19 protein-coding genes and 1 pseudogene are annotated in these 25,833 nt (G+C 40.0%); 4 read left to right on the top strand and 16 right to left on the bottom strand.

Annotated elements, in window-relative coordinates; genetic code table 11:
- Positions 1–146 precede the first annotated feature (146 nt).
- The 9 genes from M886_RS07905 to M886_RS07865 form a co-directional block, all read right to left on the bottom strand.
- Positions 147–1,790 (bottom strand): hypothetical protein, encoded by a 1,644-nt coding sequence (locus M886_RS07905; protein ID WP_048050997.1) that lies wholly within the window; start codon positions 1,788–1,790, stop codon positions 147–149.
- Positions 1,791–1,842: 52 nt separating this feature from the next.
- A complete protein-coding gene (locus M886_RS07900; protein WP_048050996.1) occupies positions 1,843–5,433 on the bottom strand; it encodes a hypothetical protein in 3,591 nt (1,196 codons plus the stop codon).
- 930 nt (positions 5,434–6,363) lie between these two features.
- Complete coding sequence (locus M886_RS07895; RefSeq protein ID WP_048050995.1) at positions 6,364–6,876, bottom strand: hypothetical protein; 513 nt, start codon at positions 6,874–6,876, stop codon at positions 6,364–6,366.
- 611 nt (positions 6,877–7,487) lie between these two features.
- The gene (locus tag M886_RS07890; RefSeq protein WP_048050994.1) at positions 7,488–9,449 is read right to left on the bottom strand and encodes an AAA family ATPase; all 1,962 of its coding nucleotides are present in this window, start codon (positions 9,447–9,449) and stop codon (positions 7,488–7,490) included.
- Positions 9,446–10,000: a hypothetical protein gene (locus M886_RS07885; protein WP_048050993.1), complete on the bottom strand. Its 555-nt coding sequence runs from the start codon at positions 9,998–10,000 to the stop codon at positions 9,446–9,448. The genes M886_RS07890 and M886_RS07885 overlap by 4 nt, the downstream gene beginning before the upstream one ends.
- Complete coding sequence (locus tag M886_RS07880) at positions 9,997–11,250, bottom strand: dsDNA nuclease domain-containing protein (protein ID WP_152558003.1); 1,254 nt, start codon at positions 11,248–11,250, stop codon at positions 9,997–9,999. Before M886_RS07880 ends, M886_RS07885 begins: the two co-directional genes overlap by 4 nt.
- Positions 11,251–11,870: 620 nt before the next feature.
- Positions 11,871–12,341 (bottom strand): hypothetical protein, encoded by a 471-nt coding sequence (locus tag M886_RS07875; protein WP_152558002.1) that lies wholly within the window; start codon positions 12,339–12,341, stop codon positions 11,871–11,873.
- Between the two features lie 697 nt (positions 12,342–13,038).
- The gene (locus M886_RS07870) at positions 13,039–14,391 is read right to left on the bottom strand and encodes a hypothetical protein (RefSeq protein ID WP_048050990.1); all 1,353 of its coding nucleotides are present in this window, start codon (positions 14,389–14,391) and stop codon (positions 13,039–13,041) included.
- The gene (locus M886_RS07865) at positions 14,388–15,395 is read right to left on the bottom strand and encodes a 3'-5' exonuclease (RefSeq protein ID WP_048050989.1); all 1,008 of its coding nucleotides are present in this window, start codon (positions 15,393–15,395) and stop codon (positions 14,388–14,390) included. The genes M886_RS07870 and M886_RS07865 overlap by 4 nt, the downstream gene beginning before the upstream one ends.
- Before the next feature lie 46 nt (positions 15,396–15,441).
- Here M886_RS07865 and M886_RS17730 point away from each other — a divergent pair.
- Positions 15,442–16,538, top strand: a pseudogene (locus M886_RS17730) (IS630 family transposase).
- Positions 16,539–16,546: 8 nt separating this feature from the next.
- On the opposite strand, the gene M886_RS07850 reads toward M886_RS17730, so the two are convergent.
- From M886_RS07850 to M886_RS07835, 3 genes are all read right to left on the bottom strand, one after another.
- Positions 16,547–17,161: a UvrD-helicase domain-containing protein gene (locus M886_RS07850; protein ID WP_048050988.1), complete on the bottom strand. Its 615-nt coding sequence runs from the start codon at positions 17,159–17,161 to the stop codon at positions 16,547–16,549.
- Positions 17,161–17,952, bottom strand: a complete 792-nt coding sequence (locus M886_RS07845) for a hypothetical protein (protein WP_048050987.1) — start codon at positions 17,950–17,952, stop codon at positions 17,161–17,163. The genes M886_RS07850 and M886_RS07845 overlap by 1 nt, the downstream gene beginning before the upstream one ends.
- A 592-nt stretch (positions 17,953–18,544) precedes the next feature.
- Complete coding sequence (locus M886_RS07835) at positions 18,545–18,751, bottom strand: AbrB/MazE/SpoVT family DNA-binding domain-containing protein (RefSeq protein WP_048050985.1); 207 nt, start codon at positions 18,749–18,751, stop codon at positions 18,545–18,547.
- Between the two features lie 153 nt (positions 18,752–18,904).
- Here M886_RS07835 and M886_RS07830 point away from each other — a divergent pair, with 153 nt between their 5' ends.
- The gene (locus tag M886_RS07830; RefSeq protein WP_048050984.1) at positions 18,905–20,011 is read left to right on the top strand and encodes a hypothetical protein; all 1,107 of its coding nucleotides are present in this window, start codon (positions 18,905–18,907) and stop codon (positions 20,009–20,011) included.
- A gap of 148 nt (positions 20,012–20,159) precedes the next feature.
- On the opposite strand, the gene M886_RS17460 is transcribed toward M886_RS07830, so the two are convergent.
- The 3 genes from M886_RS17460 to M886_RS07815 all read right to left on the bottom strand — a co-directional run bounded on the left by M886_RS17460 (position 20,160) and on the right by M886_RS07815 (position 23,165).
- Entirely contained in the window at positions 20,160–21,353 is a 1,194-nt protein-coding gene (locus M886_RS17460; protein ID WP_053228874.1) for a tyrosine-type recombinase/integrase, read from the bottom strand.
- A gap of 191 nt (positions 21,354–21,544) precedes the next feature.
- Entirely contained in the window at positions 21,545–22,207 is a 663-nt protein-coding gene (gene pyrF, locus M886_RS07820) for an orotidine-5'-phosphate decarboxylase (protein WP_011034015.1), read from the bottom strand.
- Between the two features lie 4 nt (positions 22,208–22,211).
- The gene (locus M886_RS07815; protein WP_048050983.1) at positions 22,212–23,165 is read right to left on the bottom strand and encodes a deoxyhypusine synthase; all 954 of its coding nucleotides are present in this window, start codon (positions 23,163–23,165) and stop codon (positions 22,212–22,214) included.
- Positions 23,166–23,475: 310 nt separating this feature from the next.
- On the opposite strand from M886_RS07815, the gene M886_RS07810 reads away from it, so the two are divergent.
- Positions 23,476–24,129: an ABC transporter ATP-binding protein gene (locus M886_RS07810; protein WP_048040932.1), complete on the top strand. Its 654-nt coding sequence runs from the start codon at positions 23,476–23,478 to the stop codon at positions 24,127–24,129.
- Between the two features lie 181 nt (positions 24,130–24,310).
- Positions 24,311–25,114: an ABC transporter permease gene (locus M886_RS07805; RefSeq protein ID WP_011034012.1), complete on the top strand. Its 804-nt coding sequence runs from the start codon at positions 24,311–24,313 to the stop codon at positions 25,112–25,114.
- A gap of 83 nt (positions 25,115–25,197) precedes the next feature.
- Here the strand turns inward: M886_RS07805 and M886_RS07800 are convergent, their stop codons facing one another.
- Positions 25,198–25,590, bottom strand: coding sequence for a thioredoxin family protein (locus M886_RS07800; RefSeq protein WP_011034011.1), 393 nt, complete (start codon positions 25,588–25,590; stop codon positions 25,198–25,200).
- Positions 25,591–25,833: the final 243 nt, after the last annotated feature.

Here is a 25,833-nt window from a genome sequence, read left to right as displayed (position 1 = left end):
TCAAGCATTTCCATATTTTTATGTATGTTATTCAAAAATATCATATTCGCTTTATTTTTACTTTTAGAGTTCATCCAGAAACTAATTTCATTATCTTTTAATTTTTGGAATAAATTTTTTAAACTTAAATTTCACCCTCTGCTTCCTTATGACTTAATTGTCATATCAAACAGCAGATTTTGGAAGCTGTCAAACTGCGGGTTCTTAAAAGCGTACATGTAGCCAGCGGGTAGCACAAACCGACTTCCCACTGCTTCGAGTGAGTTATTTAAACATCTGATTTCAGATTCAAGTGCATTTTTGACCGAGTCAGTTATTTGTGTTATCAATGCATTAATTAAGGGGACTCCATACTGTATCGACCCCTCAAATTTCTGGGCATTAAACTCCGGAGACATCTCCAGTTTGATGACACCATGTGTCCCGCATTCGACATTGATTGTTGCATTCCACTCAACTGTAGAGATTGACCAACTAATGTCGTCTCTTTGGAACATATTGGGATTGGTGCCTTTCATCTGGTAGTCTATACAAAATCCACCATTAACTTTAATTGCAGCCTTGTTTTCCAACTTCTCAGGATATACAGTAAACCAGAAATTATTTTTTAATGAATGTTCTACTTTCAGGGAAAAACCAATGCTCCAATTAAAAGTTTTTTCATAGATATATGTCCAATCGGAGTTACTGTTTTCAGGCGATTCAAACAAACTCCATTCGATTCCCTGAGCAAGATTATATTCGGATTCAAATCCTGACTTAGACACCACACCTGTTACATAAGTGTTGAGCGCTTTCTTCAATTTTGGAAGGAGGTGGTTCTCAAAAAAAAGATTCTTTGCCAAGACGAATCGACCGTTGCAATCGTTGCTGATCAACCAGTTATTATTGAAATTAGGTTCTGTAGGATATGGAAGTGGTCGTCCATCAGCAGTTAAAAGGAGGTTCAGGGTGCTGAGATATTCCTGAGATTCGTCTCTTTCCTTAAATATCCAATAGGTTCCACTAGTTGGTATAAATGTCGGTGTACTCGATGGATCTGGAGTCGGTGCTTTCTGTTCGATTGAATAACCCAATATATAGGGATGGTCTGTATTTGCTAATTTACTGAAGTAATCGATCAGACTCAATTTAAATAAATTGAGCGCTAAGTTACTCATACCCTCCGGAAGGGGTAGTTCGCTATGAGTCGGGTCAAAATCAGCGATTTCTGCGTCTTCAAAATTCATAAACAAGTGTCTAATTGTAAAATCGTCGCTATCGAATTCGTGCAACATATCCTTTACTGCATCGGGTATCGCCATATGATTCTGAATACGCTCGTGCTCTATCTCTAAAAAATTGACATTGATGTCAAAAACGAATTTCCAGTTGCTAATCTTGTGGGAATTATTTTTTACACCATAAGTTAAAGTGCCAGTTGGAATATTAATAGACAGCTTAACATTGAAATGTGGATCCGAGGAGGTTCCCAAGATTACCATGGGAGCATCCATATCTCCATCAAAAGAGAAATTTATTTCACCTAAATCGGGATCTTTTTCTGTTGATTTCAACTCCAGTTTTCTGTATTTGCTAGGCAGCTTCATCCAAAGCAAAGAGAATTGCAAATTGATAGTATTCTGTGTGAGGGCTGTTACCATATCGTAGCCAGTGATACAGTTGCCAGTATTCCAGGCAGAAGAAAGCACCTGCATCTCATTTGTTCTCTCACCAGTAATAAATTGTGCTTTTACTATTGAGCTGGAAAGATGAGAAGTATCTGTAATATTTACCTTTTGCTCACTCAATTTCTTTTTACCTCCTTAAACGATATTTTCAACAGGTTAACACAAACTTGTCTCACTCAAAATTCTGACCTATAATAACTACAATCCTACTAGCGCGTATTAAAGATGCAAAGTAACCGAGTAAAAGTGCAGTAGCTACAAGCACAGTACGACTAGCTGTTTCTGGATTGAGAGTTGCGATTACATTAACTATGCCACTAATAGAGCGCGTCAAAGTTTCAGTAAAAGTTACTACGTCCCATACTATCTCTTTAGCACTTGAGCCCCCAATTATTTGAAGTACTAAAGTCACTGCTCCCATAAGTGTAGACACACAAAATCCAAAACCGTTGAATGCCTCAACTGCACTCCCTACCGCTTGATTGCCTTTTGAGATCACTTTGGCAATACTGCCAATAAGCATGGCGCCAATCACACCCCAACTGATATAGGAAAATGTGCCTGTAGTCCCTTTTGCGTTCAATGGGAAAGTACAACTGAACTTAATGGTCGAAAGCACCAATTGAAAAATAGGCAAAAGCGGAAGACTATCTTTAGATTCCGCTTTAAGACTGTTGAGACCGTCAGTAATAAAATCAGTTAGAAGGTAAACCACAGAACCTATGCATCTGTATAATTTTACTCCCTCAGTACCTTCCTTCTTAACTAAAACAGTTGGATCAATTACCATCGACTTGGTAGCAGTTGGTGCTTTTGTCAATTCCATTGAACCATCGCTAAGAGTGTCGAATAATTCTTTATATTCCATGTCGTCTAGGCCGCAAGTATTCCCTCCTGGAAAGAGACTACTATGTCCCGCATTTACATTGTAAATAAGCACCTTGCAGAGCATGGTAACTGGAATGGAAATCAGTAGAGCAACCACATCCAATAGTGAGATCTCACCTCCACTCAGGGACTTGTAGAGTGCAGACAGAATAGGAATGTTCAAAGTATCGTTCAAAGTGTCTTTAATTTTCGAAATCACACTTTCAACTACCTTCAGAAAACCATCAACTGCCTTACGAGCCAGATCTATCACCTGCTTGAACATATCCTTACTCATCTTGGCTAAACTCTCACTTACGGTCAGATTGTTGGCGGTGAACATATCACATATATCCTTAGCAAAGGTAGAGACTATGTTTACCAAGTCTTCACCCAAGGGATAAAGAACATCACTGAAAAAGATCGTCAGTGGATCCGTATTACTGCCAACATAAAAGTCTGAATGGGGCGATGCCCCCGCACCCTGCATGATATGATAGTTAGCAAAGTTACCAGGAGCGGAATTCAAAAAGTCTTGAGCACCCGAATACTCGTGACAGTAATCCTCTCCTTTACTACGCAAGTTGATAGAGTTGACATCCCCTGTAATGGGCCCAATCTTGTCAATTGCGTTATCGAGTTCATCAAAAAATTTGTTGACAATTTTCTCAGCATTGCCTACTTTATGTTCGGCAAGTTCGAGCGTCTGATTAGTCACGTTAACTATAATTTTCTTAGTCCTAATGATGTCATCCCAATCAAAGATGAAACCGAGCCAGTTCTTGAGTTTCTCAAAGCCAACCTTAATATTCTGGAATACGAAGTTGATGAGGCTCATTGCGTGATCCACGGTTTCAACAACGAAATTCACAATTTTATCACCAATTTTGACTGCAAACTCAATTACTTTATTGACCACCCGTGAAGCTAAATCGGTCACTTTTTCTATACCACTTTCGATTGCTCTGATCACATCGCCAGCGAAACTTTTAATTTTATCCCAGATACCACAGACTCCAGCCAATTTTTCATGTGCATCCTTGTCTTCAAAATAAGTAACATTGTCACCATCGAAATGCAAACCCCAGAAATAATCATCTTTAATATCCAAGGTGGAAAGCAAATTGCGGTGAATTCCATTCCGATCGCGTTGAAATGCTACCAAGGTAGTAGGCTTCGTAAGGTCGCCCGTTCCATCGGTTACACATCTTTGGAAGCCGTCATGATGCAATTGATTGGTAACATCTGTGAGCTTCTTTAGCGCTTTAACTGTGTCATCGACAGAATCCTTGCTAACGGAATCTTGAGGAATCAGATAACTGCCATCTGGAAGGGTCACAGCACGTAAATCATCGCCGGACTGCACTTCGGAGAGCATATTGCGCACCTTGGTAGCGGGGTCAATTTCGACCACTTTATCTAACCATTCAGCGCCCAGCTCGAAAATAGGAGTCGAAAGATTTGAGACTTTGTTGATGATAGTGATATTTCCCGCCGCATCCGGTTTAATGGTAATCTGATCTTTGTAATTACCTAGTATGGTGTGAGACATTCCATTCACTTTGAGGTCAGTCAAGGTTGACGATTTTAGATTTAGCTCAATGTCGGTCACAGGAGTCCCAGAATCTTTATCGCGAACCGATATATGTGTCGTGTAGCAGTCGAAACTGATGATTTTTTCTGTGTCTTTAAGTGGAATACTCTTACTCTCACACCACTGAGTATTGTCTGGATCCTGCCACAAGTGAACTAATTTATTTTCATCGTTAATCAAGAAAAGGTGATTCGCATTGTAACAAAGGTTACGTAACGCTGCGATCTTGGAAACGTCTTTCCTAAATGGTAAAACCTCATGCCAAATAGTCTGATTAGATACAGGTGATACTGTCATCCACAAATTTTTATCATCCCCGACCATCCAAAGCGTAACGTAATTATTATCCTGACGAGCGAGTAATGTTTGAACGGGGATTTTATTCTTATCTGCAATTTTGATGGGATCCTCGCTACCTTGATAGAAGAGATACAAGCCCTCGCCTGCTGCGTAGACACTGTCACTGTAACAGCCACTAGGCAGCACGGCAAAACTGGTGATCTTGTTGCTGGAGGGCGGTTCGAAGAAACACGAGAATGTATCGCCGTGGAATTCCTTAATTGGAAAGGAAGTGAACTGCAAAGATCGACCTTCTATAGTATCATAAAGACAGTATGCACCGGAATATCCACTCTGTTTACCAAGCGCAAGATCGTGGATTACTATTGCGTTTTCTGGGATCGTTAGAGGTTTCCAAACCCAATCCTCCTCGATATTGTTGTTAAGAAGGTAATAATCAGCTTTGTCATCCCTCTCAATCGCCACCAAGGTAAGGAGTTTGGTAGAATCGAGACCTTCACCCATGTAAATTTTTTTCATTTTTGACCCAGGTATATTAAAGGGCCGGATGTGCCAGTATTGGGTAAAGTCGTCCCACTGAACTGTTGAACCAGGTTCCAACAATTTAGAGATATACATAGTTGTCTCTCCTTGACTCAGATGAGACAAAACTGAGCACGCTAACACAACTGACCCCGAGCTCATCTGAAACATTTCAAAAGCAACTACACCGCTGGCTTTCTCATTTCCCACGGGCGTGATATCGTTCTGCTTCCATCCAGTATCGCTTTCCAGGTCGCGAGTAATTGCGTAAAGTCGATTATCCAGTCCAACCGACACGATGATTGGTTTACCCTCACTATCTTGGGCTACTTGAAACAATTTGCCGGTTTTCGCTGGCGAACCAGCCTCATAATTCGTCATTAAATCGCAAGAAACAGTAAGTTCCACTTGTTTTTTGTCTGAATCTGATACAGGCATTAACAAGATCTTCGCGTTTTCGATTATTTGATTTCCGATCAAAATATTCCCTCCAACTTTTCCACATAATTCTCCACTTGTATATTTTGAAACTTGAAAGCTGGTCACATTTCCAAAAAAATGTGTATTCTGTGAGTTATATAAAATGCAGTGCAACAGAGACTTCAAAATGTTGATTTCTAGTTATCGAATTATTACGAATCTTTACTTTTTCGAGCGAATAACTTCCATTCATAAATGCTAAAGTAGCATTCTAAAAATATAGACATTTATCGTTGAAAATCATATTCAGGCTTGATGTTTCTCTTATTGGCCTAGCTACTTTCCTAATTAAGCAATTATTTTCACTCATGTAACCACAAGGGGCAAAAATAAAATACATTTCCTAGTATAAGATACTTTCTAAATTTATAAACTATTATAAATATATTAACCGTTAATAAAAAATATACAGACGTGTCCTGGAGTAATTGATCAATTCAAGCAATCTGAGTAAATAAAACAATCTACGCAAATAAAGAAGTTATAATAATTGTAGAGTATAGAGAAAGAAATAATCTAATGGTTACACCCAAGGATCACGTATTTACGGGGGTTTTTGGGAATAATGGGCGCCTGTCTTCTGTGGGCAAGGAATTAGAGGGCCAGGAACTCACAGTAATTGTACACATCCCAGAAAGCTAATTTTTTCACCGCCTCTCCTTTTTCTTTTAATGAACGCCGTTTATATAGAATTATAATAAGCCTACGTTTTATTCTGTGAGATCCAGGAATCTAAATCTTCTATTGCACTATAGAAAAAAATCTGCACACCGCCTGAACATTAAAGAAGGAGCTTGAGAATAGTCAGAAACGCGCAATAATTACATGCTGCAGGTTCAAACGTTGATTAATCAGAAGGCTATTGAAGCGCCAATAGGAAAAAAAGAAATGGTGGAGATTTTGGGAAAAACTCACGTTTCCAATTCCTAGTCAATAAGATTCATCTAGACCTTCAAAATCTTCACTGGCTTTCTTGTCAACGTCTGAATATGGAGCGCATATAACAAAACAAACAACATCATTCACACAGAAATCTATACTACCATTTATGTCTAGTTGAACTTTATTAATTGGGTATAAAGGTATTCTCCCAGAATCGTTAAACGTTCTTCTAGCGGCGCTAATAAGCTCGCCACCGTCTTTTTTCATCATTTCAACAAAGTGTTTATGAATAGCTTTAGGGCCTAATAACCCATCGTCAATGTCTTTCCGTAACACTTTGTAATATTCATCAGATATTATTCCCTTTGCATCTTTATTATTGGCAGCGTAAGTAATCAGCTCCTCGTCTATTTTCTTGATTGCCTGTTCCATACAAATCTCTATAGCCTTTGATACATTCAGCGGACGGTCAGTAATCTTATTGTACTGTGTGATTTTTTCATGCGTTTCTACAGGGATTTCTCCCATGATTCTTTTATATCCTTTTCTTGTGTTTGCCATGATGTATAATCCTTATTTTTGTTGTCTTAGGTTGACTCAAGTTGACTTAAATTAGATTAATACAGGATTGAGTTCATGGAATAAATACTTTATGGATAAAACAAAACAGAAGAATGAAGAAAAAAGGGAGTAAAAAATTGCCGGAATGGATGATGTACCTAGACTAGAGTGAAATTGGTATGTGTGTTGGACGTATATAAGTAGTGCTGCCCTCTGCGTGTGCAACCTGCGACCTATTAAGCAGCTATGTATTGTGATGTCCATAGGCAAGAGATGAGGGAATACAGAAAAGACAAATCTTCTCCTGTGTTCTCTTAAGTTCTGAGGGTATAGGAGTAAGGATTCCGAAGTCAAACCCAATTCGGTACTTTTGAAAAATATTAAAACACGAATTCTCATCAAATTTTTTGTAGAAAATTTAGAGTGATTTAGACAGTTTCTTAGGCTACCGTATTTTTCAGTTTGTGCAGTCGTTTTGAAAGCTGATCTTTATCTTCTATTAGTTCAATGAATTTCTTGATGTGCCTGATAAGCCTGAAGAGTCAGAGGAAGAGCAGGCTAAGAAAGCTGAATGAGGAGGCGGTAGACGACATAATTTTGTTTTAGATTCGTTATTTCCCTCTGTAATAACGAATAAGTGGAGGATTGTTGTCATCGTTAGGAGTCATATGGCGTGACTTAAAGCTTGACTGAAAGTTTTCTGGAGGAGGGCGAAGTTCCTTGTCGATAAGAATAAACTGCGTGCCTTTCAACTCAGAATCACATAGGTCGTAAAGCATCTTAGAAAAGCCCTCAAACTGTGCCCGATTTTCTCTTTCACTTATATTCTTCATGGGTGAGTCAATTATCAATAGTGTTGGTAGCGTTGCGCCGATTTCTACAGCTAAACGGTGAATAGCCACAGCAAAGCAACATTTGAATAGTGTTTTTTTACCACCGCTCCCCAAGTTTGTGAAAGACGTGACGGCCAAATCACCACTGTTTGCAGAGGTGACCTCTGGCAAAAAATAGGGTGGTTTCATTTCAATGACATCGTTACATAAAAAGCCTGGAATCTCGGCGTGAAGTAGACAGTCAAGGAATAAGAATTTCAAGCGATTAAGATTATGAATATCTTTTTCAGCGCGTTCCCGTGCATCCTTTAGTTCAGACCTAATTTGCTGCTCGTCGGCTGCAAGTTCATGTGCCATAACAGATAGGTCAGCTATTCGCTTCACAAGAACCTCAAGTTTGTTTAGATCAAGTAATTGCTGTTGGAGAGCAGATCGACGCTTTTCAGTCTCAAGCACGGAAGAGAGATATGCTGAGTCATAATCCACTGAAACGCGAGTTAGCTCGGCATCAACCACAGCCTTCTCATCAACCATTTCCCTTATGTATCTCTCGATCTTACCGCGCTGAGCTTCCTGAAGGGAAATAATCTCTTTCAGTTCTTCTACCCTTGACTTAAGATCAGTCTCCGCAGCCTGCTCATTCAGTGTCATTTCATCTGGTATATCAGAATTTAATTGACCGCAAACAGGACATATATCAGCCACTTTTGGCTTTAGTACATTGCCGCAGCATGGACAGTTCTTGAAATTGATTCCCTTCAAAATATTTTGTGCGGATTTGGAGCGTCGAAAACGAGTAGCAAGTGCTATGAGCTCATTCTTGTGGGCTTTGTCTTGTTCGATTGTTTCTCGAATATCATTAAATGCGTTCTTTAATTCTTCAATTTGGTCTGCTAAGCACCTTGCTCTATCTTGAAGAGTTTCCATCGCATGTGTACGTAGGGTTTGTGTACTTTTTCGGGCATTTGCAATCTCAATATTAGTCTTTTGTATCTCCAATTCAAGATTGCGTCTCACATCAGCAAGTTCACCCTCAGATGTAATATCAGAATCATTCAACGCATTGTTAATGGCAGTTATTCCTGCTTCACATTTTATTCGTTTCTCTCTCACGAGTGCGAGTTGGACTTCCAGTTCAGCCACTTTTTCTTGGTGGAACCCTACTAAGTATCTGAGCACGTCCCTACTTTTTAGTTGTTTAAATTGGTGAGCTTCATATTCCAAGTGGAAAAAGCTGCTATCTATTGAATCTTGGTCTAAATAGCAGTACCAGAGCAGATCACGTAGGCTTAACCGCTCCAATTCCGAGTCTTCCTTGATTTTACTTCTTCGGACTTTAGGAGGTATTATTCCCGACAAATAGTATATCAGATCGGATAGTACTTCCACTCCAGTGCCAGGTAAAACTTCTCCATCAGAATTTCGAGCTGGAATTAAGATTTCGAACTGTTGCTCAGAATCTGACCATTGTGCTCTGACTTGGTTAGAGTGTGCGTCACGTTCTAGTATGAGTGGATATTCTGCAACCTTCAGGGAAAGGCTTGCAGACACGAATTCAGCTTGGAGTGCAGGTGTCATTTCAGCTTTTCCTAAGTTCCCACCAAGGCAGTAATCAATGAGTCGAGCAATTGTGGATTTACCTGCTCCCATTTGGCCGAAAAAATAATTGAAGTCTTTGAAGTCTATCTGTTCGCGCCCACTTTTGAACACGAGCATAATATCTATGAGTCTAATATTCATATATCGATGTACCTCCCCCACTGCATGTCTACAATTTCGGGAAATACTTCGTAAACAAAATCTTTAAGCTTTGTAGCAGGGTAATCGCCGACTGCCGATACCACAATTTTACTTCTTTTTGCGATTGGGCTGAATTCTTCCAACTCTGACAATTGTGCAGCTACCTCTATACCTGCAGGAGTTAGCTTTACATTTACTGTTCGGCCTTTTAAATAGGTGTCAACAAGACCCTTAGACATAAGCAATCCTATCCAGCGTCGATAGCGTTTATCCCAAGGCCCAAAGCGGAAACGAATCATCCGCGTTTCAATAGTATTCTGTTCTTCAGTAGGAATTTCTTGTGCAATTGCTTCTTTATCGACCGCTTTCAATGCTCGTACGAGACAATTTGGATAACGGAGTAAGAAATCCATCTTAGCTAACTTCATGATCCCTTCCACAGGCTTATTGCTGCGCTTCCCCGCAGCATTAAGAAGTAGAATTAGGCGAGCAATGTGAAAATCATCACAATTTTCGATCTCAGCAGCAAGGTGAACTAATTTTAAGCTCATAGCTCCGCCTCGATCTCAAATACTTCACTCCACCAGACTTTACACTCAGATGTCAGCATGCCCGCGACTCCAACAAGAAGGTCATAAGATTGTCGATATACTCGAGTAGGTTCTTGTTCTGAAATTCGTCTCAATCTATCTTGGACGTCTATAAGCATCGTTCGCCCGTAAAGACCTTCTCTCTGGCTTGCCCGGAGATATGCATCATCACATTCCGCAAGTACTACATTTTCAATTTGTGAGACTACTTCGTCTCCATCATTTGGACGAGATGCTAAATCTAGTAATTTTTGTTCGGCTGATAAGGCTCGGCGGCGCATCGTCTCATAGTGAGCAGCCAAGCCACCACGGTACATTTTTTGTTTTAAAGTACCTAGATTGCCTTTAGTGTTACCAAGCTGAAGTGAGGCAAGACTTGGCAAAAAACAGAATGTAGGCTTCTGAGCATCTCGAACTACTAGTATGATATCCTCTACCGTAATTCTTTTTGCATGGAGAAAAGGGTCATCACCTAATTTGCACATGAGGCCTACCCAATCACGACTAGGATTATCTGAGATTCTCGAAGATGCCTTAAAAACCATCGAAATTAAGGAATCACGCACCCTTGACAGAGACAATACGTTCATTGATTCACATCCCTTCAAGGTAGTTATATGCCGTTGAACAAGTTCATCATTATACGCGCGTTCAGTAGGGCCAAGAACTAAATCCAAGCGTTGAAGCACCGAAAAGAGATTTGTTGCCTCAGCCCCAACTTTGTCCTTAAGCCATTCAAATCCTTTTTTTGCATTGCCAATAAGTTTTTCCCATTGGACGGCTGATTTAATACCAGTAAGTAATTTGCAAGGGCTAAAGTGTTCTCGACCTTTTATGGAAGAGTTAGAGAACTGAGTGTTAGAAACAAACAAAAAATTTCTTATTTTATCTGGATATCTAATATCAAGTCTTACGAAGCGAGCAATACTTTTCCAAAAAGGTTCATCATTTAACTGCCACTCACCAAGTTCAGATTTTCTTGTTTTGATTTGATAAGCGTCAAAGACACCAATTTCTGTTTCTGCCAAAAAATCCTCTTGTTGCTCGCACCAGATAGCAGTGTAATCTGATCTTCCCGTCGCCATACTAACTAAAAGGATAACTCCGTAAGCATGTTGGTAACGGAACTTTCCTTGAACTATGTCACCTGGATCTGACAAATTTATACTGCCTGTGGGTGACAATTCTCTGCTATCTGTTGGCAAGGTCATATGCTTTCCCCAAAGATAATGCTTGGTTCTTGCGAATGAACAAAATATGTCAATTAGTATCAAAATAACCAATGCTACAAATCTATTTTCTCTCCAGTTTACATTCTACATATGTGAAAAATATTTTCACCAAGCTAAAAATTATGTTTCTCTTTTGATATTATATCTGGCAACTTGCATTTTTTAAACTTCATTACATTATATATCTTTCTATTTTTGGTTCTGTAAAGTCTTCGGTTGCTAAGGGATGATAAAAATATAACTTCTAAATTTCAGTTTGGGAATTGATCTATAGTTCCATTTCCCCCAATAATCATTCTTGGCAACAAAATCCTTTGATATTATATTTGAATCATTCCTAAATTATATCAACCATAAAATCATTAGTGGTTACCTTCCCTAAAAGACCATTATTCATTTAACAATCGAAGACTTGACAGAACCCTATTATCAGTACTGCCTGACATTCTCAATCATTTTTCATGAATCTTTTCTTTTTTATCCTATATGTTAGAATCTTTAGGTGCAACTCCGGAGGGTAGTTCCTTAACTGGAATATCAAACTTGCAGGGAAAAAGAGAAATGGAACCTGGGAGTTCCTAGAGGAACAGGGCCTTAATTTACTCGCCAGGGTTCAAACCTTCAAGAGAAGAGTTTCTGTTTAGTTTGTCCAGGAAACCAACTATAACAGCTCTGCGCTCGTCTTTTGTCATTGTGGAATTGACATTCATGTTAAGGCTTCTGGTCTCTGTTTTCTGATCAACCTTAAGAGAACTTATTTTGCCAAATTCGGAAGAGTACTTCCTCTCTAATAGCCATTTCGCGTCCTCTACATTGCCTAATCTTATCGAAGTCCTCACCGCGTCCAAGCATTCGCGCTGTAAAGCTGCTTCAGCTTCCTGAATACGGATATAGAAACGTGCGTAAGGTTCCTTGCCTTCATATCCAAGGGACATCCAAGTTCGCCAGCTCTCATAACTAATTCCGATAGCTTGAGAGCAGGCAGTCAGGGACATTCCCGCACGTACATTTTGAACAGATATATCAATGATTTCATCAGTAAGTTTCGTTTTTCGGGCTATAATTATCACCTTTTATTAGAATTTATAAAGGGTCAGACTATAAAAAATAAATTGAAGTAACTGTATTAACCATATTTGATTTAAGGAAAGGGATTTTCTGTAAAGCTTCGTTTCCTGTGGAAAAAGAGGCTAAATATAGTCGGCGCTCTCGCTCGGCCTATACCAAAAAAATCTCTTTAGAGAGTTCAGATTTTTCTGGCAGAACGCCGATAAAAAAGGTGACATGAAAAGAAAATGAAATATTAACAACTCTCTTAACATTTTCGGTGTCTATAACATATGTAGAATTTAATTTTTATTTATATTTGCCTTGCCCTATAATTTTTTCATTATTCTTCTTTTTATCTCAGAATATATATATAGCCAGGGGTAGCCAGGGATAGCCAGATAAAAACAATAGATACGCCAGGTAGCCAGCAATCCAGGCACATTTTTAAAATGGGTAAAAACCAGAGGAGTATATAAACTAGTGCGAATTTTTTTGTGCCTGGCTACTATGGCCACCAAATAGAAAACGCTATTATGAGAACCTAAAAACGGTGGCCCGAAAATTGGTTAAAATTGCGATTTTTCACTATCGGCTATAGGATGGCCAGGGTAATATTGAGGGGTTGGCTACCTTCAAACTAGTCTAAAAAAAATCATGAATGATTAAATAGTAAAACGTGAAAATGTTGTGTTTTCACGTTATAAAAGATTTTATCCCTTACCTGCTGCTAAAACTCTTGTTATACAGTTCCTGCGAAGCGTAGTAAACTGGATTCGTTTTCCTGACTGTATGACAACGTTGATTAGGCTTGCATGCATCGAAGTTAACCAAGTCTAGCTCCGGATATCCGTTCCCTGGAGTATTCAGAGTTTTGCAGGAAGGGCACTTCATTTGCCTAAACCACGAGTCGAAAATGTTGCTCGTTTCTGCTCCCCATGTATTTGCTACTTGATACCATAGGGCCTTTGCTTCTTCCTCTTCCCATCCGATAACCCCAAGAAAAGCTGCAAGCACACCAAGAGCTCTTGTGGCTCCATTCCCGCCAACCTTTCTTGTAATAATATTCCGGATACATGGGGGAAAGTTCATAATATCGCGTCTGTATTTTGCTATCGTTGGATTTCCGTACTCCCTCGAATATCGGAGTCTTTTAAGTTTTTCATCCGTCATGAAGGTATCAATATCTTCTTTAAGGGACTGCAGGAAGGCTGGAGAAGGTTCTCCGTACTTGTACCAGTCCTTGCACCTTTGCAGAACTGCTGCACTTACTGGAAGTTTTGCTTCTTCGTAGTCAATTTCAGGATTCTCCAGGTCTAGTGGCACAACCGCATAGTTGTATTTTTTGTGCACGCTTAGAAGGGTTTTGACTAGTCGCTTCGGTTGATTTATAGGGTCTATTGCTACTAGTTCTCCGTACTCGGGGTACTTTTCCTTGAACTCGGAGTTAAGTCTCTCGATAAGCTTGTTAAGGGCCTTATACAGTGCCTTAACTTTCCTGATTAAATCGTCAGTGCTTCTGACCTCTTCGAAGTAATCAGCAAATACTTCGTGGTGAAGGAGCACATAAGCACCACCACCAGAATATGCAGCATAAACAGAGTTTGGAGCGTACTGTCTGAGATGGTCAATAACAAGTCTTGTCATCAACTCCACTGCTTTTTTGACTTCGGGCTCGTGGATATTGGAGCCATGCCCGCCTACTTTTGCTTTTGCATCAATATCAAATAGAGCAGACATACCAACGCAATTAAGAACGCTTATTCTATTCATTAAATCGGTTCTTTTGTACTGCTTCAAGTCCATTGAAAAAAGGTCAGGGTTAAAAAACCCCGTTGAATAATAAAGCGTTCTGTATCTATTGGTTAACTCGGTGTAATCAAAGTTCGTGCCTTCTCTTGCAAGAAGCCTGCTTTTACTTGATTGATACCAGTCTCTATTATCCCCACAAAACCACCTGTAACCCGCCTGAGCACCTTCTGAGAAAGTTGAAAGTCTCAGTATGGTATCTTTAACTTCTGGGCGCCTGTAGTGTTCAACAGTCGCCTCTGATGCCGTAATGGTAAAGCTCACATTACCACCCTGGGAATTGGGAAAGCATTGTTTCCAAAGTCATCAATTATGTACAGGTTCTTGCTTGCTCTGGTAAGCCCTACATACCATACTAGGGCCTCTTCCCGGAGCTTATCAGCCTGACTGATACTTCTGGCTGTAACTGTGTTTAGTTCGTTGTACAAGAACTGTGTAGGGGCCTCAAGACCTTTGCCAGCATGAATGGTGCATACAGTGACGTTCTTTATATTGTCCCTTGTTATTTGTTCAATTCCAACTCTGTTTGCTCCTGCGAATTTCATTTTAAGGAGATCAGGTTGCTCTTTTCCCATATCGAAACATACATTTCCTTTCTTCCATTCCATCTGCGTATATGGAGAAACAAAGCTGTAAATATCCTCACTTGTGAGCTTGTGCCCTGGTTCCTCTATCTTGTTTTTTCTCACGGCTGGCAGCATGTAATAATTTGTGTTGTAAAGCTTTGCAATAGACTTCAGTTCGGAGATGTTCGGAGCCCTGTTTTTCCTTAGCTTCTGAATTCCGTTATATGCGTACATCTCCGTTTCATTCCACCCGATGCCCTTTCTACCTCCGAAAATTACACCTTCCGAAGCAAGCCTTTCTGCAACCCGCCTGCAAAGAGAATTGGTTCTCGCCATGTGAAAGATTGTGCCTTCTTGTAAGTGTTTTTTAGTGGTCAATGGTGCTGCATTTGAGCATATAACGTCTATATTCCCGCCTGCTCCTTTTGTCTGAATTTCAGGAATAGGGTAATCTGTGCATCCTTTGATAACTGATGTTGCCAGTCTCCAGTGTTCGGAGTGTAACCTCCGGCTTACTGGAAGCGTGATTTCTGGAGCATCCCAATTAAGCATATATTCCGGCCTGGCTCCGTAGAAGGGGTAAATAGTTTGCAGGTAATCACCTGCAAGTACGATGCATGGAATTTCTTTGTTCCATTGGCTTAATAAAACGTGCATCTGTCCGGTTAAGTCCTGGGCTTCATCTACTAGTGTCTCAACCATTTAATTATTAGTCATCATTATAAACGTTGAATCCTTTTATACCTTCATGCTACAGATTCAACTTGCAGATAATGAGGTAAATTTCCTTCAGGATTTTGTGAGAAAAGGACGTAAAAGCGCAAGAGAACTAACTCGAGCCCGTATTCTCCTTCTATCAAACCAGCAAACAGAAATCACTGAAATCGTGAAAATATTAGGTATTTCCAGGAGTACCACCTTGAATATACGGAAAAGATACCTTGATGAAGGTATCCCCAATGCTCTTTTTGACAAATCAAGATCTGGTCAACCTATAAAATACACTGAAAAACATGTTGCAGAAGTAATCGCTTTAGCCTGCAGCAGTTCCCCTGATGGAAGCAAGAGATGGTCGCTATCCCTGCTTACTGAAGAACTTAGGAAAAAAGAAGGATTTGAAACTATAGGTAAAGAGAGTGTTCGGCTTATTTTGAAAAAAGCAAAACTAAACCTTGGTTAAGAAGGATGTGGTGTATTCAGACTATCGATACTGAATATAGAGACAGGATGTATGACATTCTTAGTCTGTATGAAGAGGATTATGATCCTAAAAAACCTCTTATCTGTCTTGACGAGAAGCCTAAGCAACTGCTCAGGGATAAAAGAATGAGCATTCCTATGAAGCTTGGAAGCTCAGAAAAATATGATTATGAGTATGTCAGGAACGGAACAGCAAACATATTCATGGCGGTAGAGTTCAAAGCAGGAAAAAGGGTAACTCAGGTAACCAAAAGAAGAACAATGAAGGATTTTGCACAATTCATGAAGATTCTTGTCACAGAAAAATATTCTGAAGCAGAAGTCATCAGACTGGTTACGGATAATCTCAATATCCATAAAGAGAAGTCATTCTACGAAGCATTCTCAGAAGAGGAAGCAAAGAAGATTCTGGACAAGATAGAGTTCCATTACACGCCAAAACATGCAAGCTGGCTCAATGCTGCTGAAATCGAGATCAATGTCATGGATATCGAATGTACAGGAAGAAGGATCGGGAACATCGAGACGCTTAAAAATGAAGTGGATTCATGGACAAAGAGAAGGAATGAACACAAAAGGAAAATTGAATGGAAGTTTACAAGGAAGAATGCAGATGAGAAAATGTCAAAGTATTATGTGAAATAATTAAATGGTCATGACACTAGCAGGACGTCAACATCTGGGACATAACCAGAATCTATGGCATAATCGAGAGTATCACAATATTCATACTTTCCATTTCTGCGTTTGTATTCTTGGAGTTCGTTGTCTACGTCTTGCAAAAGCTCAATAGAGATGTCTGTATCTTTCCCTAAGTCCACCATACTGTAATCCCTTTTAAAGCTCCTGGCTTGACTGTAGGTAGCATATAAGGGTGAAGCTTGGGTAAAGTCGTCTTCATCTCCTGGGAGCATCTTATGGCCTGATTCGCTGCTGAACTTCATCCAGTCCATATAATTCATATAATCAATTTTGCTTATGTTGGGGTCTTGTTCCCTCAGGGCCTGAAAGTGGGGATACCAGCAAGCAGAATGAATGGTCTTAGCTATGTTTTCTTTTTTCAGGTCTCCTGGAAGTTCAATACTTTCCGCAAGTCTGGAAGCCATACCCAAAGCCATTGGTTTTCTGTAGGTAATCATCATCATCCGGTTCGGTGAATACCCTTGTTCAATAGCCATCTTAAAGAGCTCAATCATAGTCCAGGTTTTGCCAGTGCCAGGGGGCCCGTAAAGTTTGGCGCCATTCTCCGGAAACTCAGGGATAAACATTAATATGCACCTCCCTCTTCTTCCTGCTCGCGGAAATTAAACTTCTCCATAGCAGGCAGATAGATTGCCCAATTTCTCCTGTCATCACCTTTGCCTGGGGTTTTTGGGTTTTTCTCAGTCTTGTACCCTAAAATTTCCATCCTCTTCGAAATTTCGCTGGGTGGTGATTTTATCCCCCATGCAGAAAATAACTCTGTAATGTCGCATGACTTGAGCCTATAGGTAACGATGCCCTTTGCTTCAACATTCCTGGTAATAGCTTTAGAACCATAGGTTTTATCTTTGAATCTTTCAAGCTTAACTATAGGAAGCCTGCAAAGGTTCCTCATGAACATTTCAAGTTCATATGTTACCGGATCGTCTTTAATTTCGTAATCTGTAGCAAAAGCCTTTGTAACATAGAAAAAGAAATCATTCCACACTATTTTATATTTTTTGTTGTAAAATACCTCTGGAAACTGGCCTCCTACAATCCCTGTGTATTGTAGGAAGCAATCCATAGAGTTTATCAGTTTCTTGTGTGGGACTATGTAAGATATTTCACTATAGTCTCCGGTATTTGGGTCTAGCACCTGATGCGCGAATCTCCAGTTTACACCGTTGGAAAGTGTCCCTACTGCTTCTTTCTTTATTCGTGTGGAGTTCAGCCAGTTTTTCAACTGGTCAAGCAGGTAATCTGGGATTTCAAGAGACTCTGCAAGTTTGGAAGGTATTTCATAATCAATGTTTGAATATCTGCTTTCTTCGTTTGATACCTGTTCTAATGTTTCAATTATTTCAATTGGTTCCATTTTTTATGCCTCCAATGGGCACATTGTAAAAGAAGACAGTCGTATTCTTACAAAATGTCGGGTATTCGGCTTTCGCTCGTTTCGCGGTCTTTGCCAGTTGGGGCTTTTACATGCTTTATTCGCGCAATTTTTTGGAGATTGTACAGTAAGCCAGTGTACTTCAGGGAATAGGATCAGTTTTAATATCGATAAGTGCCACGTTAAGTCCTTCCTGTCCTGCAACCCTTCTTCCCACGGAAGTTCAGACTCTTCCGGTTCCAAATCAAAATTAGTCATTAGTATGTTTTGAATAACATTGCCGGAAATATCAACATAGGTAGAAAAGTTAATATACAAATAATGCAAATTATTACTTGTAGTAATTTTTCTTTTTATCTGCGGAAGGTTCCAGACTTCCGCAACCTTGTTTTTAGGCACTTATTCCACCCCTGCTACCCGAATTATACGTTTTGCTATGACCCTATCAAGTGGATCAGCGCTTTTCTTCATATGATCCAAAATATCAGGGTGTTGAGTGCTCACTTGTTTTGCCCAGGACAAAAAATTATTAGAATTTTGAGTTTCATCTATCATTGCTGACTCATCTCTTCTATCATTTCGATGTGTTAGCCTCCAGTTTCTGTGGTTCTTGGCGGTTCCTTGAAACTGGAGTAATCCTTAATGCTTTATCTTCTGACATTTCGATTTTTAAAGAGTCCCCTTTGTCGATATTCATATTCTTAACCCAGTAAGTGGGGAGGGGTATTAGGTATGAATACCCAACTTTTTGGATTGTTCTATGGCCGAATTCAAAAAGCATATTTTTACCTCATCTATAAATTATGGAGGAGTTTATATAAAAGATTATTTGGGTTTTAATAACCTAGGTTATTAAAAACCTATAGCAGCAAATGAATTTATTAACCTATATTCTCGAATAGGTTTAAATATTAGAGAAAACTTATCCCAACTTATGGTAAAAGGTAAAGGAAAACATCTAGAGCATAAAAAAGTAAAATCCAGTATAATAGAATTCATTTTAGAAAATGAAGAAGAAGTCCCAGAACCAACTATTAGGAATTATTTGAAAAAAAGGCACGATGTAATAGATCAAAGTACAATCAATAAACATCTTCATGATTTGCAGAAGCTTGATTGTATAGAATTAATTCCTCCTGCAAAAAACGGCCTTCGTAATAAATGGAATGTAACGAAGCTTAAAAACTTAAGAAATATCAGGCATGAGTTCCCAGAGCTACATTTGAACAATTATGAAAAGGCTATTAATATTGTCCTTAGGGAACTTGAGTACTTTGATAATAGCCCGGACTGGTTAACTTATTATTTAAAGCTCTATTTGTCTGCTTCCTTTTTCAACACATGTATAGAGACTGGTAAAAGGCCACTAGAAACTGCAGTTGTGAAAGTCTACAGAAACAGCATAGATGCTCTCCGACAACGACGCATTGATGATCTCTTGAAAAAATGCTACATATCTTGTGTAAAACACTATCCTGATTTCAAAGCTCCAGAAGAAGAATTTACAAATGTCATGCATACACTCCGTTTTGAACCATTATTATCTTCCCACTCTATAATATTAGAATTATTTAAAGAGCATTTGCCGGGATTGCCTGAAGAAATCCCTCTGCAAATCTTCCAAACACAGCTATCCGGAATAGAAGGAATACCGGAGAAAATACCGGAAGAAATTGACAATAAGGATCTTATAAGATATGTGCTCAATACACTACATCTGATTAAGAAGCAATGGCAGGATTTTGAGTTTATAAACGACGATTTACTTTTCGAACATTTCTTGAATCATGATATATTAATTGGTGAGGAATCCGATGACCAGCTATATTTTGTGAAAAAAACAAAAGAAAATCACGCTTTGCCCAGAGGATCAACAGAGCCTTGGCAGATGATCCTTAAAGAAGCGGAATTAGCTGACTTGAAGCTAGCTAGCGAAATGATATTTAAATATAAGCAGCCATCGAGATTTAGTTTTAATACTATAGATGAGATATATCAAGCAGTGTTAGACTCTTATAGCCCTTGGCAAATACGACTATAATCATAATAATCCCTAAATTCTGTTAGAATTTAACAGACGAAAGAAGGGATATGCTAAAAATTTTGGAATTGCATCGGAGATAAGCAAAGATAATTAGCTTGTTCCATATATTGCTACTAAAAAATAAGTGAAAATTTGATTGAGACAGTTATTTCCCACTTTTAAGGATCATCTCCTTAAGTTTGGAGACTTCTTCAAGCTCTTGTTTTAATGCATTCTTCATTTCCCGAATTTCATCCAAGTCTGAAAGCTGCATATAGTCGGTTTTTATGGTTTCCACTGTTGTTGCAGCTTCTCTAGATAAAGGCAATCCACATTTAAGACAGAACCTCGCATTTACGGGAGTTAACTCGTGGCATCTGGGACACACTCCAGGCTTCAAGAATTCAGTATCATCTTCATTCGTTTTAATGCCATACATTTTCAAGACAGCGTCGTCCATATTTTTTCCGCTCAAATGAACATATGTAGCTGGTTGTGTCGATGTAGGAGACCAACCTAAATACACCTTGAGCTGTTGTTCTGTAAAATTTGCAGCTAGGTGAGTTGCCCTATCGTGGCGGAAAGAATGAGGGTTTACTTTCTTCTCGATTCCTGCTTTTTCCCCACATCTATTGAATACATTAACAAGTCCGGTAGCTGACATAGGGCTAGCTTTTTTGTCCAATGTGCACCATAAAGGTGCATCTCTGTCGTCCTTTCTGGGGTGGTCATCTATCCATTCCCGTAGGTATGGAGCAGAAAAAACCAATCTTACCCTCCGAGCTCCGGTCTTACCTTCTGGGAAGGTAACTACAGCCCCATACTCATCAAGCTCTACGTTTTTGAGCTTAACAGACAGTTGTTCCCCTCTTCTGGCGCCTGACTCATAAAAGCAAGCTATAATGGCTCTGTCCCGACTATTGCTGCCTGCTTCAATCATTTTTACAATATCTTCTTTACACTTGATGTCCTCAGGAAGCTTCTTTCCTTTGAGTCTCTTACATTTTATTTTTTCGTGAAGCTCGTAATTTTTGTTCCATTTTAAGAACTTCTTCAAAGATACCTTTCGAGTCTCCTTTGTCGGATCAGAATATTTCTTTACCTTTCCTGCCCTATCTTTGTAAGTATAGTTTTCTAAAGCATCAAAAAAGAGATAAAGGTCATCCTCTGTAAGTTTCCCCAAATCACATTCATGAAGAGCCTTCGCTGTCCATATCATATTCTCCATATGGTTTAAAGCTGTTCTTTCGCTATTCCCTTCATGCCTTAAATATCTGAAATACTTACTCAAAATTTCCCGATTACATTCTGAAAGCTTTTCAGACTTTAAGAAGTTTTCAGCATCCGCTAATTTAAACATACTAAGTAAATGGTGTTCTTAGTATTTAATTCATGAGGTACTCAATTTTCGTGCCTCAGAACTCATAGGGCTCATCATGGAATCAGCCAGATTTTTCATCACAGGCACGTATTTTAGGTTTAAAATTTCTATGGAATCAATCAATCAATCAATCAATCCAAAAAATATTCATTCAGCAAAAATATTCTTTATTACTTTCCGCGGAGCTCAGCCTGAATTTCTTCAGCAATCTCGCAGGCAGCCTCTTTTGGAGATTCCGCCTTGTAAATGCTTCTTCCTACAATCACCCAGTCTGCCCCGGCAGAGATAACGTCAGAGGCTTTTCCTCCCTGGGCACCCACACCCGGAGAGATAATGGTAAGCCTGTCTCCGATAATTTTTCTTATCTCTTTTACCCTTTCCGGACGTGTGGCTGGAGCAACAAGCCCGAAAGCTCCGGCTTCAACTGCCATTTTTGCAATCGCTTCTGCTGCTGACTGCAGGAACTCGGCTCCTCCCGGGTGGCTCATTTCGCTTACAACAAAAACATCTTTTCCGTATTTGGAAGCAACTTCAATGCAGGCATCAAGGCTGTCCCTGCCAGTAAAGCCCTGCACAATGACCGCATCGGCTCCGGCTTTAAAGACCTGTTCGCAGATAAGACGGTTGGTGTTAGGGATATCTGCAACCTTGAAGTCAGCTATGACCGGGGCAAATCTGGCAAGCTCTCTAATAATATCAAGCCCGGTGGCAAGAATTAGAGGGTATCCCACTTTTATTGCATCCACAAATTCCCGGACATTTTCTGCAATCTTCAGCGCTTCTTCCCTCTCAGTCACATCAAGGGCAAGGATCATACATGTATTTCGTTCCATAAGCTCACCTCTTTGAAAGACGCGTCCTCACAGCAGAGACTATAAGCGGGAGAGTAATTGTTGAATCTGCATATACGGTAACTGATTTTGCATCTTCCCCGACCTTCCCCCAGGACTGGGCTTCGTCAAGAGTTGCCCCGCTCAAGCCTCCTGTTTCCGGGCGGTCCATTGTCAGCTGGATTGCATAATCAAAGGACCTGGGAGTTACAAGCATGGACTGCAGGATATAGTTCTTGGGAACTCCTCCTCCCAGCAGCATCGCACCCGCACTTTCAGCCCCATAACAGATATCCATGAATTCATGCATGTCCGCAAAAGCATCCACATGAAGAGGATTTCCTTCTTTGTACAGCCAGGCCTGAAGGCCTATTACGGAGTCCTGAAGGGCGGGACAGTAGACCGGAATTCCCATTTCGGCAGCTGTTTTCAGGATAGAAGAATCATCGTCCAGATTTTTTCCTATTTCGGTAAGGACCTGCCTGATAGAGAGGTTTTCCTGCGGAAGCCCGGAATAAACGCCCTGAAGGAACTCTTCAAGATCAGTAAAATGCTGGTCAGGAAGGTAAACATCATAGATCCTGTCAATACATTCATGCCTGAGCTGAATATCGTTTGCGCAGTCCGAACCTTTATAATGGTGAAGTCCGAGGGCTTCGACGGTATCGTGAACCATATTGGCGCCTGTTGTAACAAGCACGTCTATATATCCGTCCCGGATCAGGTCTGCGATGATATTCCTCATGCCAGCAGGTGTCATTGCTCCTGCAAGCCCGAAAAATTTCGTAGTTTTCCCGGAAGCCAGCATTTCATAATAAATGTCCACAGCTTCAGCCAGCCTGCCTGCTCCAAAGGCACAGCCGGCGTACTCTGTTACAAGTTCGTCTACAGTCATATTCGGGACTATTTTTGCCCCTTTGACCGGAGTACTGAGATTTTTAGCAGAAGCTCCAAAATCCATTTTTGTTCCTCAGAAATTACAAGATTATTAAATGTAATCGTGTTAAACTGTAATGAATAAAATATGCAGGATACCAGCATACATTGCAGCCTGTCACAGATAAATAAACAGGTAGTATGAACCGGCCTGAAGTATTCGCACAAGGTAACTATATGCTGCTTTAAGTGAACACCTCAGTATAGATAAACTTTCTCTTCAAGAACAGCCGGGAAACCTGTTTTAAAAACGTGGAGAAAAGCGGACAGTATACACAGAATAACATATTGGAGATGTTTTTATAGATATAATAGAATAAGAATCAGGGTAAAAAATGCAGGACGAGATAATAAGGTATGAAAGTGCCGGCATAAGCTTCGGAAGAAAAAAAGTTCTTTCCGATTTTTCTCTTTGCATTCCCAGAGGAAAAAAGGTCCTTATGAAAGGGAAATCAGGAACCGGCAAATCAACCCTGATAAAAATACTTATGGGATTTGAGAAACTGTCCGAAGGCTCGGTTTATTACCGAGGTAAGCCCCTGAGCCCTCAGGTAGCCTGGCAGGTCAGAAAAGAGGTAGCCTATGTCTCCCAGGACACGGACCTCGGGGAGGGACCTGTAAAAACCCTGCTTGAAGAAGTTAATTCTTACAGGCCCAACCGGGAAAAGATGAAACCTGAAAAACTGCATATGTTTATGAATGAGCTCGAGCTGGAAAAAGATATACTCGACAAAAACTTTGAGAACCTTTCAGGGGGAGAAAAGCAGAGGATAGGGATTTTAATAGCTCTGCTGCTTGAAAGAGATATTTTTCTTCTGGATGAAGCAACCTCGGCTCTTGACTCCGGGCTTAAGAAAAAAGTTGCCGACAGCTTCCTTAAACAAGCGGGCTGGACGCTTTTCATAGTATCTCATGACCGGGAATGGGAAAGTAAGGAAGTAGAAATTGTGGAAATAGGGAAAAACGGAACTGATCATATTAATAGCTGAAATAGAACCAGTTCAGAGAACCAGTTCATAGGACCAGTTTAGAAAATGCAGTTTCTCTCGTGAATGCACGCAGTTTGAGCCTTAAAAAGAAAAGTAATAAAAGAAAAGTAATGATAGAACAGGAAAGATAACAAAAATAGAGTCAATAGAGTCAGGAAAAAATGAAAAGAGGAATTTTCAAATGGCAAGCCCCGATATATCGATAACTTCCCTGCTGCTCTGCTTTCTGCTGCTTATAATTCCTCTGGCTATCAGTTACAGAATAAAGCTTCGTATTTCCCGGGCAACAATAGATGCGGTTTCCCGCATGACAGTCCAGCTCGTTATGGCAGGAGTGTTTTTGACCTATGTATTTGACCTGAACAACGGAGCTCTGAACATGGCATGGGTTCTGGGAATGGTTGTAATTGCCAGTTACACGACTATAAAAAATGTAGAGCTTAAAATGGAAAAACTACTTCTGCCTGTTGTTCTTTCCTTTATGGCAGCAAATATAAGTGTGCTGCTCTACTTCAACGAATTCGTGCTTGACCTTGGAAACCTCCTGGAAGCCCGCTACCTGATCCCTGTAGGAGGCATGATTCTCGGCAATTCGCTGAGGGGCAATATTGTTGGTATGGGAGAATTTTACGAGGATATACGCAGAAACGAAAACAGATACCTTTACAACCTTTCTCTCGGGGCGAGCAGGTACGAAGCCCTTACACCTTATATTCGAAAATGCCTTCGCTCCGCTCTCAAGCCTACCCTTGCCAACATTGCAACTGCAGGGCTTGTCTTTCTTCCAGGGATGATGACAGGGCAGATCCTCGGAGGTGCAAGCCCGATGCTTGCAATCAAGTATCAGATCTCAATAATGATTGCTCTTTATGTTTCCACGTCCATGAGTACTGCATTCAGTATTTTCAGCACGATTCATACCACTTTTGACGAATACGGGCTGGTAAAGAAAGAAATATACAGAGAAAAAAGAAAAAGAAAATAGAAAGAAGAAGTCACAGTGAACCTGAATCATTACAGTAAACGCGAATCATCACAGTGGGTCTGAATCGTCACAGTAAACCTGAATTATACGTATCCTGTAATGTCCTGCCCTACAGGGGTGCTTTTTCTTATACATTCCTCACCGTGCTGAAGCATATCCCGGACAGCATTTTTCAGTATTGAAGGATAGATCTGGCCTACCTGTTCCCATACAGGTCTTCCATGGCAGAAAAACTTGAAGGTAGGAGTGCCCTGAACCCCGTATTTTTCTGCAGTCCACGGGTTTGTTGCTATATTTATTCTGCCAAAAACTGCCGAAGAACCGTATTCCTTAGCATATTCCTCAAAATATGGTTCCATAGCTTTGCAATATGGGCATGCAGGGCTGTAAAACATCACAACAACGGGCTTTTTGGAATCCTCAACCTGCTGGCTCCAGGTCATGTCCTCAAATTCGATTATACTGCTTCCGTTCAATCAACTTCCCCCTTAAAACTATAAATAGAGTAAATTCAGGAGTTAATTTGCTCCAGATCCATAAAACATGAAGGTTCATAAAACATGAATTTTCATAGTAGAGAATTTTTACATTTTTATTGTATCACATTTATGCCTTCATAGAATTAAAGTTCACGCATCCTCAGGAAAGCCCGTATATCATAGCGAAAAATGAGTAATTCAAAAACATATAATTTAAAGATGTATAATTCAAAAATATAT

It is taken from the genome of Methanosarcina soligelidi, assembly GCF_000744315.1.
GTDB lineage: Archaea > Halobacteriota > Methanosarcinia > Methanosarcinales > Methanosarcinaceae > Methanosarcina > Methanosarcina mazei.
The sequence above is the reverse complement of the archived record's forward strand: the minus strand, read 5'-3'. Positions and strand labels throughout refer to the sequence as shown.

What these genes read in the sequence shown, in the direction of transcription:
- M886_RS07895 (WP_048050995.1), bottom strand. Translation starts at nt 6,876, where the DNA reads ATGGCAAACACAAGAAAAGGATATAAAAGAATCATGGGAGAAATCCCT.
- M886_RS07890 (WP_048050994.1), bottom strand. Translation starts at nt 9,449, where the DNA reads ATGAATATTAGACTCATAGATATTATGCTCGTGTTCAAAAGTGGGCGC.
- M886_RS07885 (WP_048050993.1), bottom strand. Translation starts at nt 10,000, where the DNA reads ATGAGCTTAAAATTAGTTCACCTTGCTGCTGAGATCGAAAATTGTGAT.
- M886_RS07880 (WP_152558003.1), bottom strand. Translation starts at nt 11,250, where the DNA reads ATGACCTTGCCAACAGATAGCAGAGAATTGTCACCCACAGGCAGTATA.
- M886_RS07865 (WP_048050989.1), bottom strand. Translation starts at nt 15,395, where the DNA reads ATGGTTGAGACACTAGTAGATGAAGCCCAGGACTTAACCGGACAGATG.
- M886_RS07850 (WP_048050988.1), bottom strand. Translation starts at nt 17,161, where the DNA reads ATGTTTATCCCTGAGTTTCCGGAGAATGGCGCCAAACTTTACGGGCCC.
- M886_RS07845 (WP_048050987.1), bottom strand. Translation starts at nt 17,952, where the DNA reads ATGGAACCAATTGAAATAATTGAAACATTAGAACAGGTATCAAACGAA.
- M886_RS07835 (WP_048050985.1), bottom strand. Translation starts at nt 18,751, where the DNA reads ATGCTTTTTGAATTCGGCCATAGAACAATCCAAAAAGTTGGGTATTCA.
- M886_RS07830 (WP_048050984.1), top strand. Translation starts at nt 18,905, where the DNA reads ATGGTAAAAGGTAAAGGAAAACATCTAGAGCATAAAAAAGTAAAATCC.
- M886_RS17460 (WP_053228874.1), bottom strand. Translation starts at nt 21,353, where the DNA reads ATGTTTAAATTAGCGGATGCTGAAAACTTCTTAAAGTCTGAAAAGCTT.
- pyrF (WP_011034015.1), bottom strand. Translation starts at nt 22,207, where the DNA reads ATGGAACGAAATACATGTATGATCCTTGCCCTTGATGTGACTGAGAGG.
- M886_RS07815 (WP_048050983.1), bottom strand. Translation starts at nt 23,165, where the DNA reads ATGGATTTTGGAGCTTCTGCTAAAAATCTCAGTACTCCGGTCAAAGGG.
- M886_RS07810 (WP_048040932.1), top strand. Translation starts at nt 23,476, where the DNA reads ATGCAGGACGAGATAATAAGGTATGAAAGTGCCGGCATAAGCTTCGGA.
- M886_RS07805 (WP_011034012.1), top strand. Translation starts at nt 24,311, where the DNA reads ATGGCAAGCCCCGATATATCGATAACTTCCCTGCTGCTCTGCTTTCTG.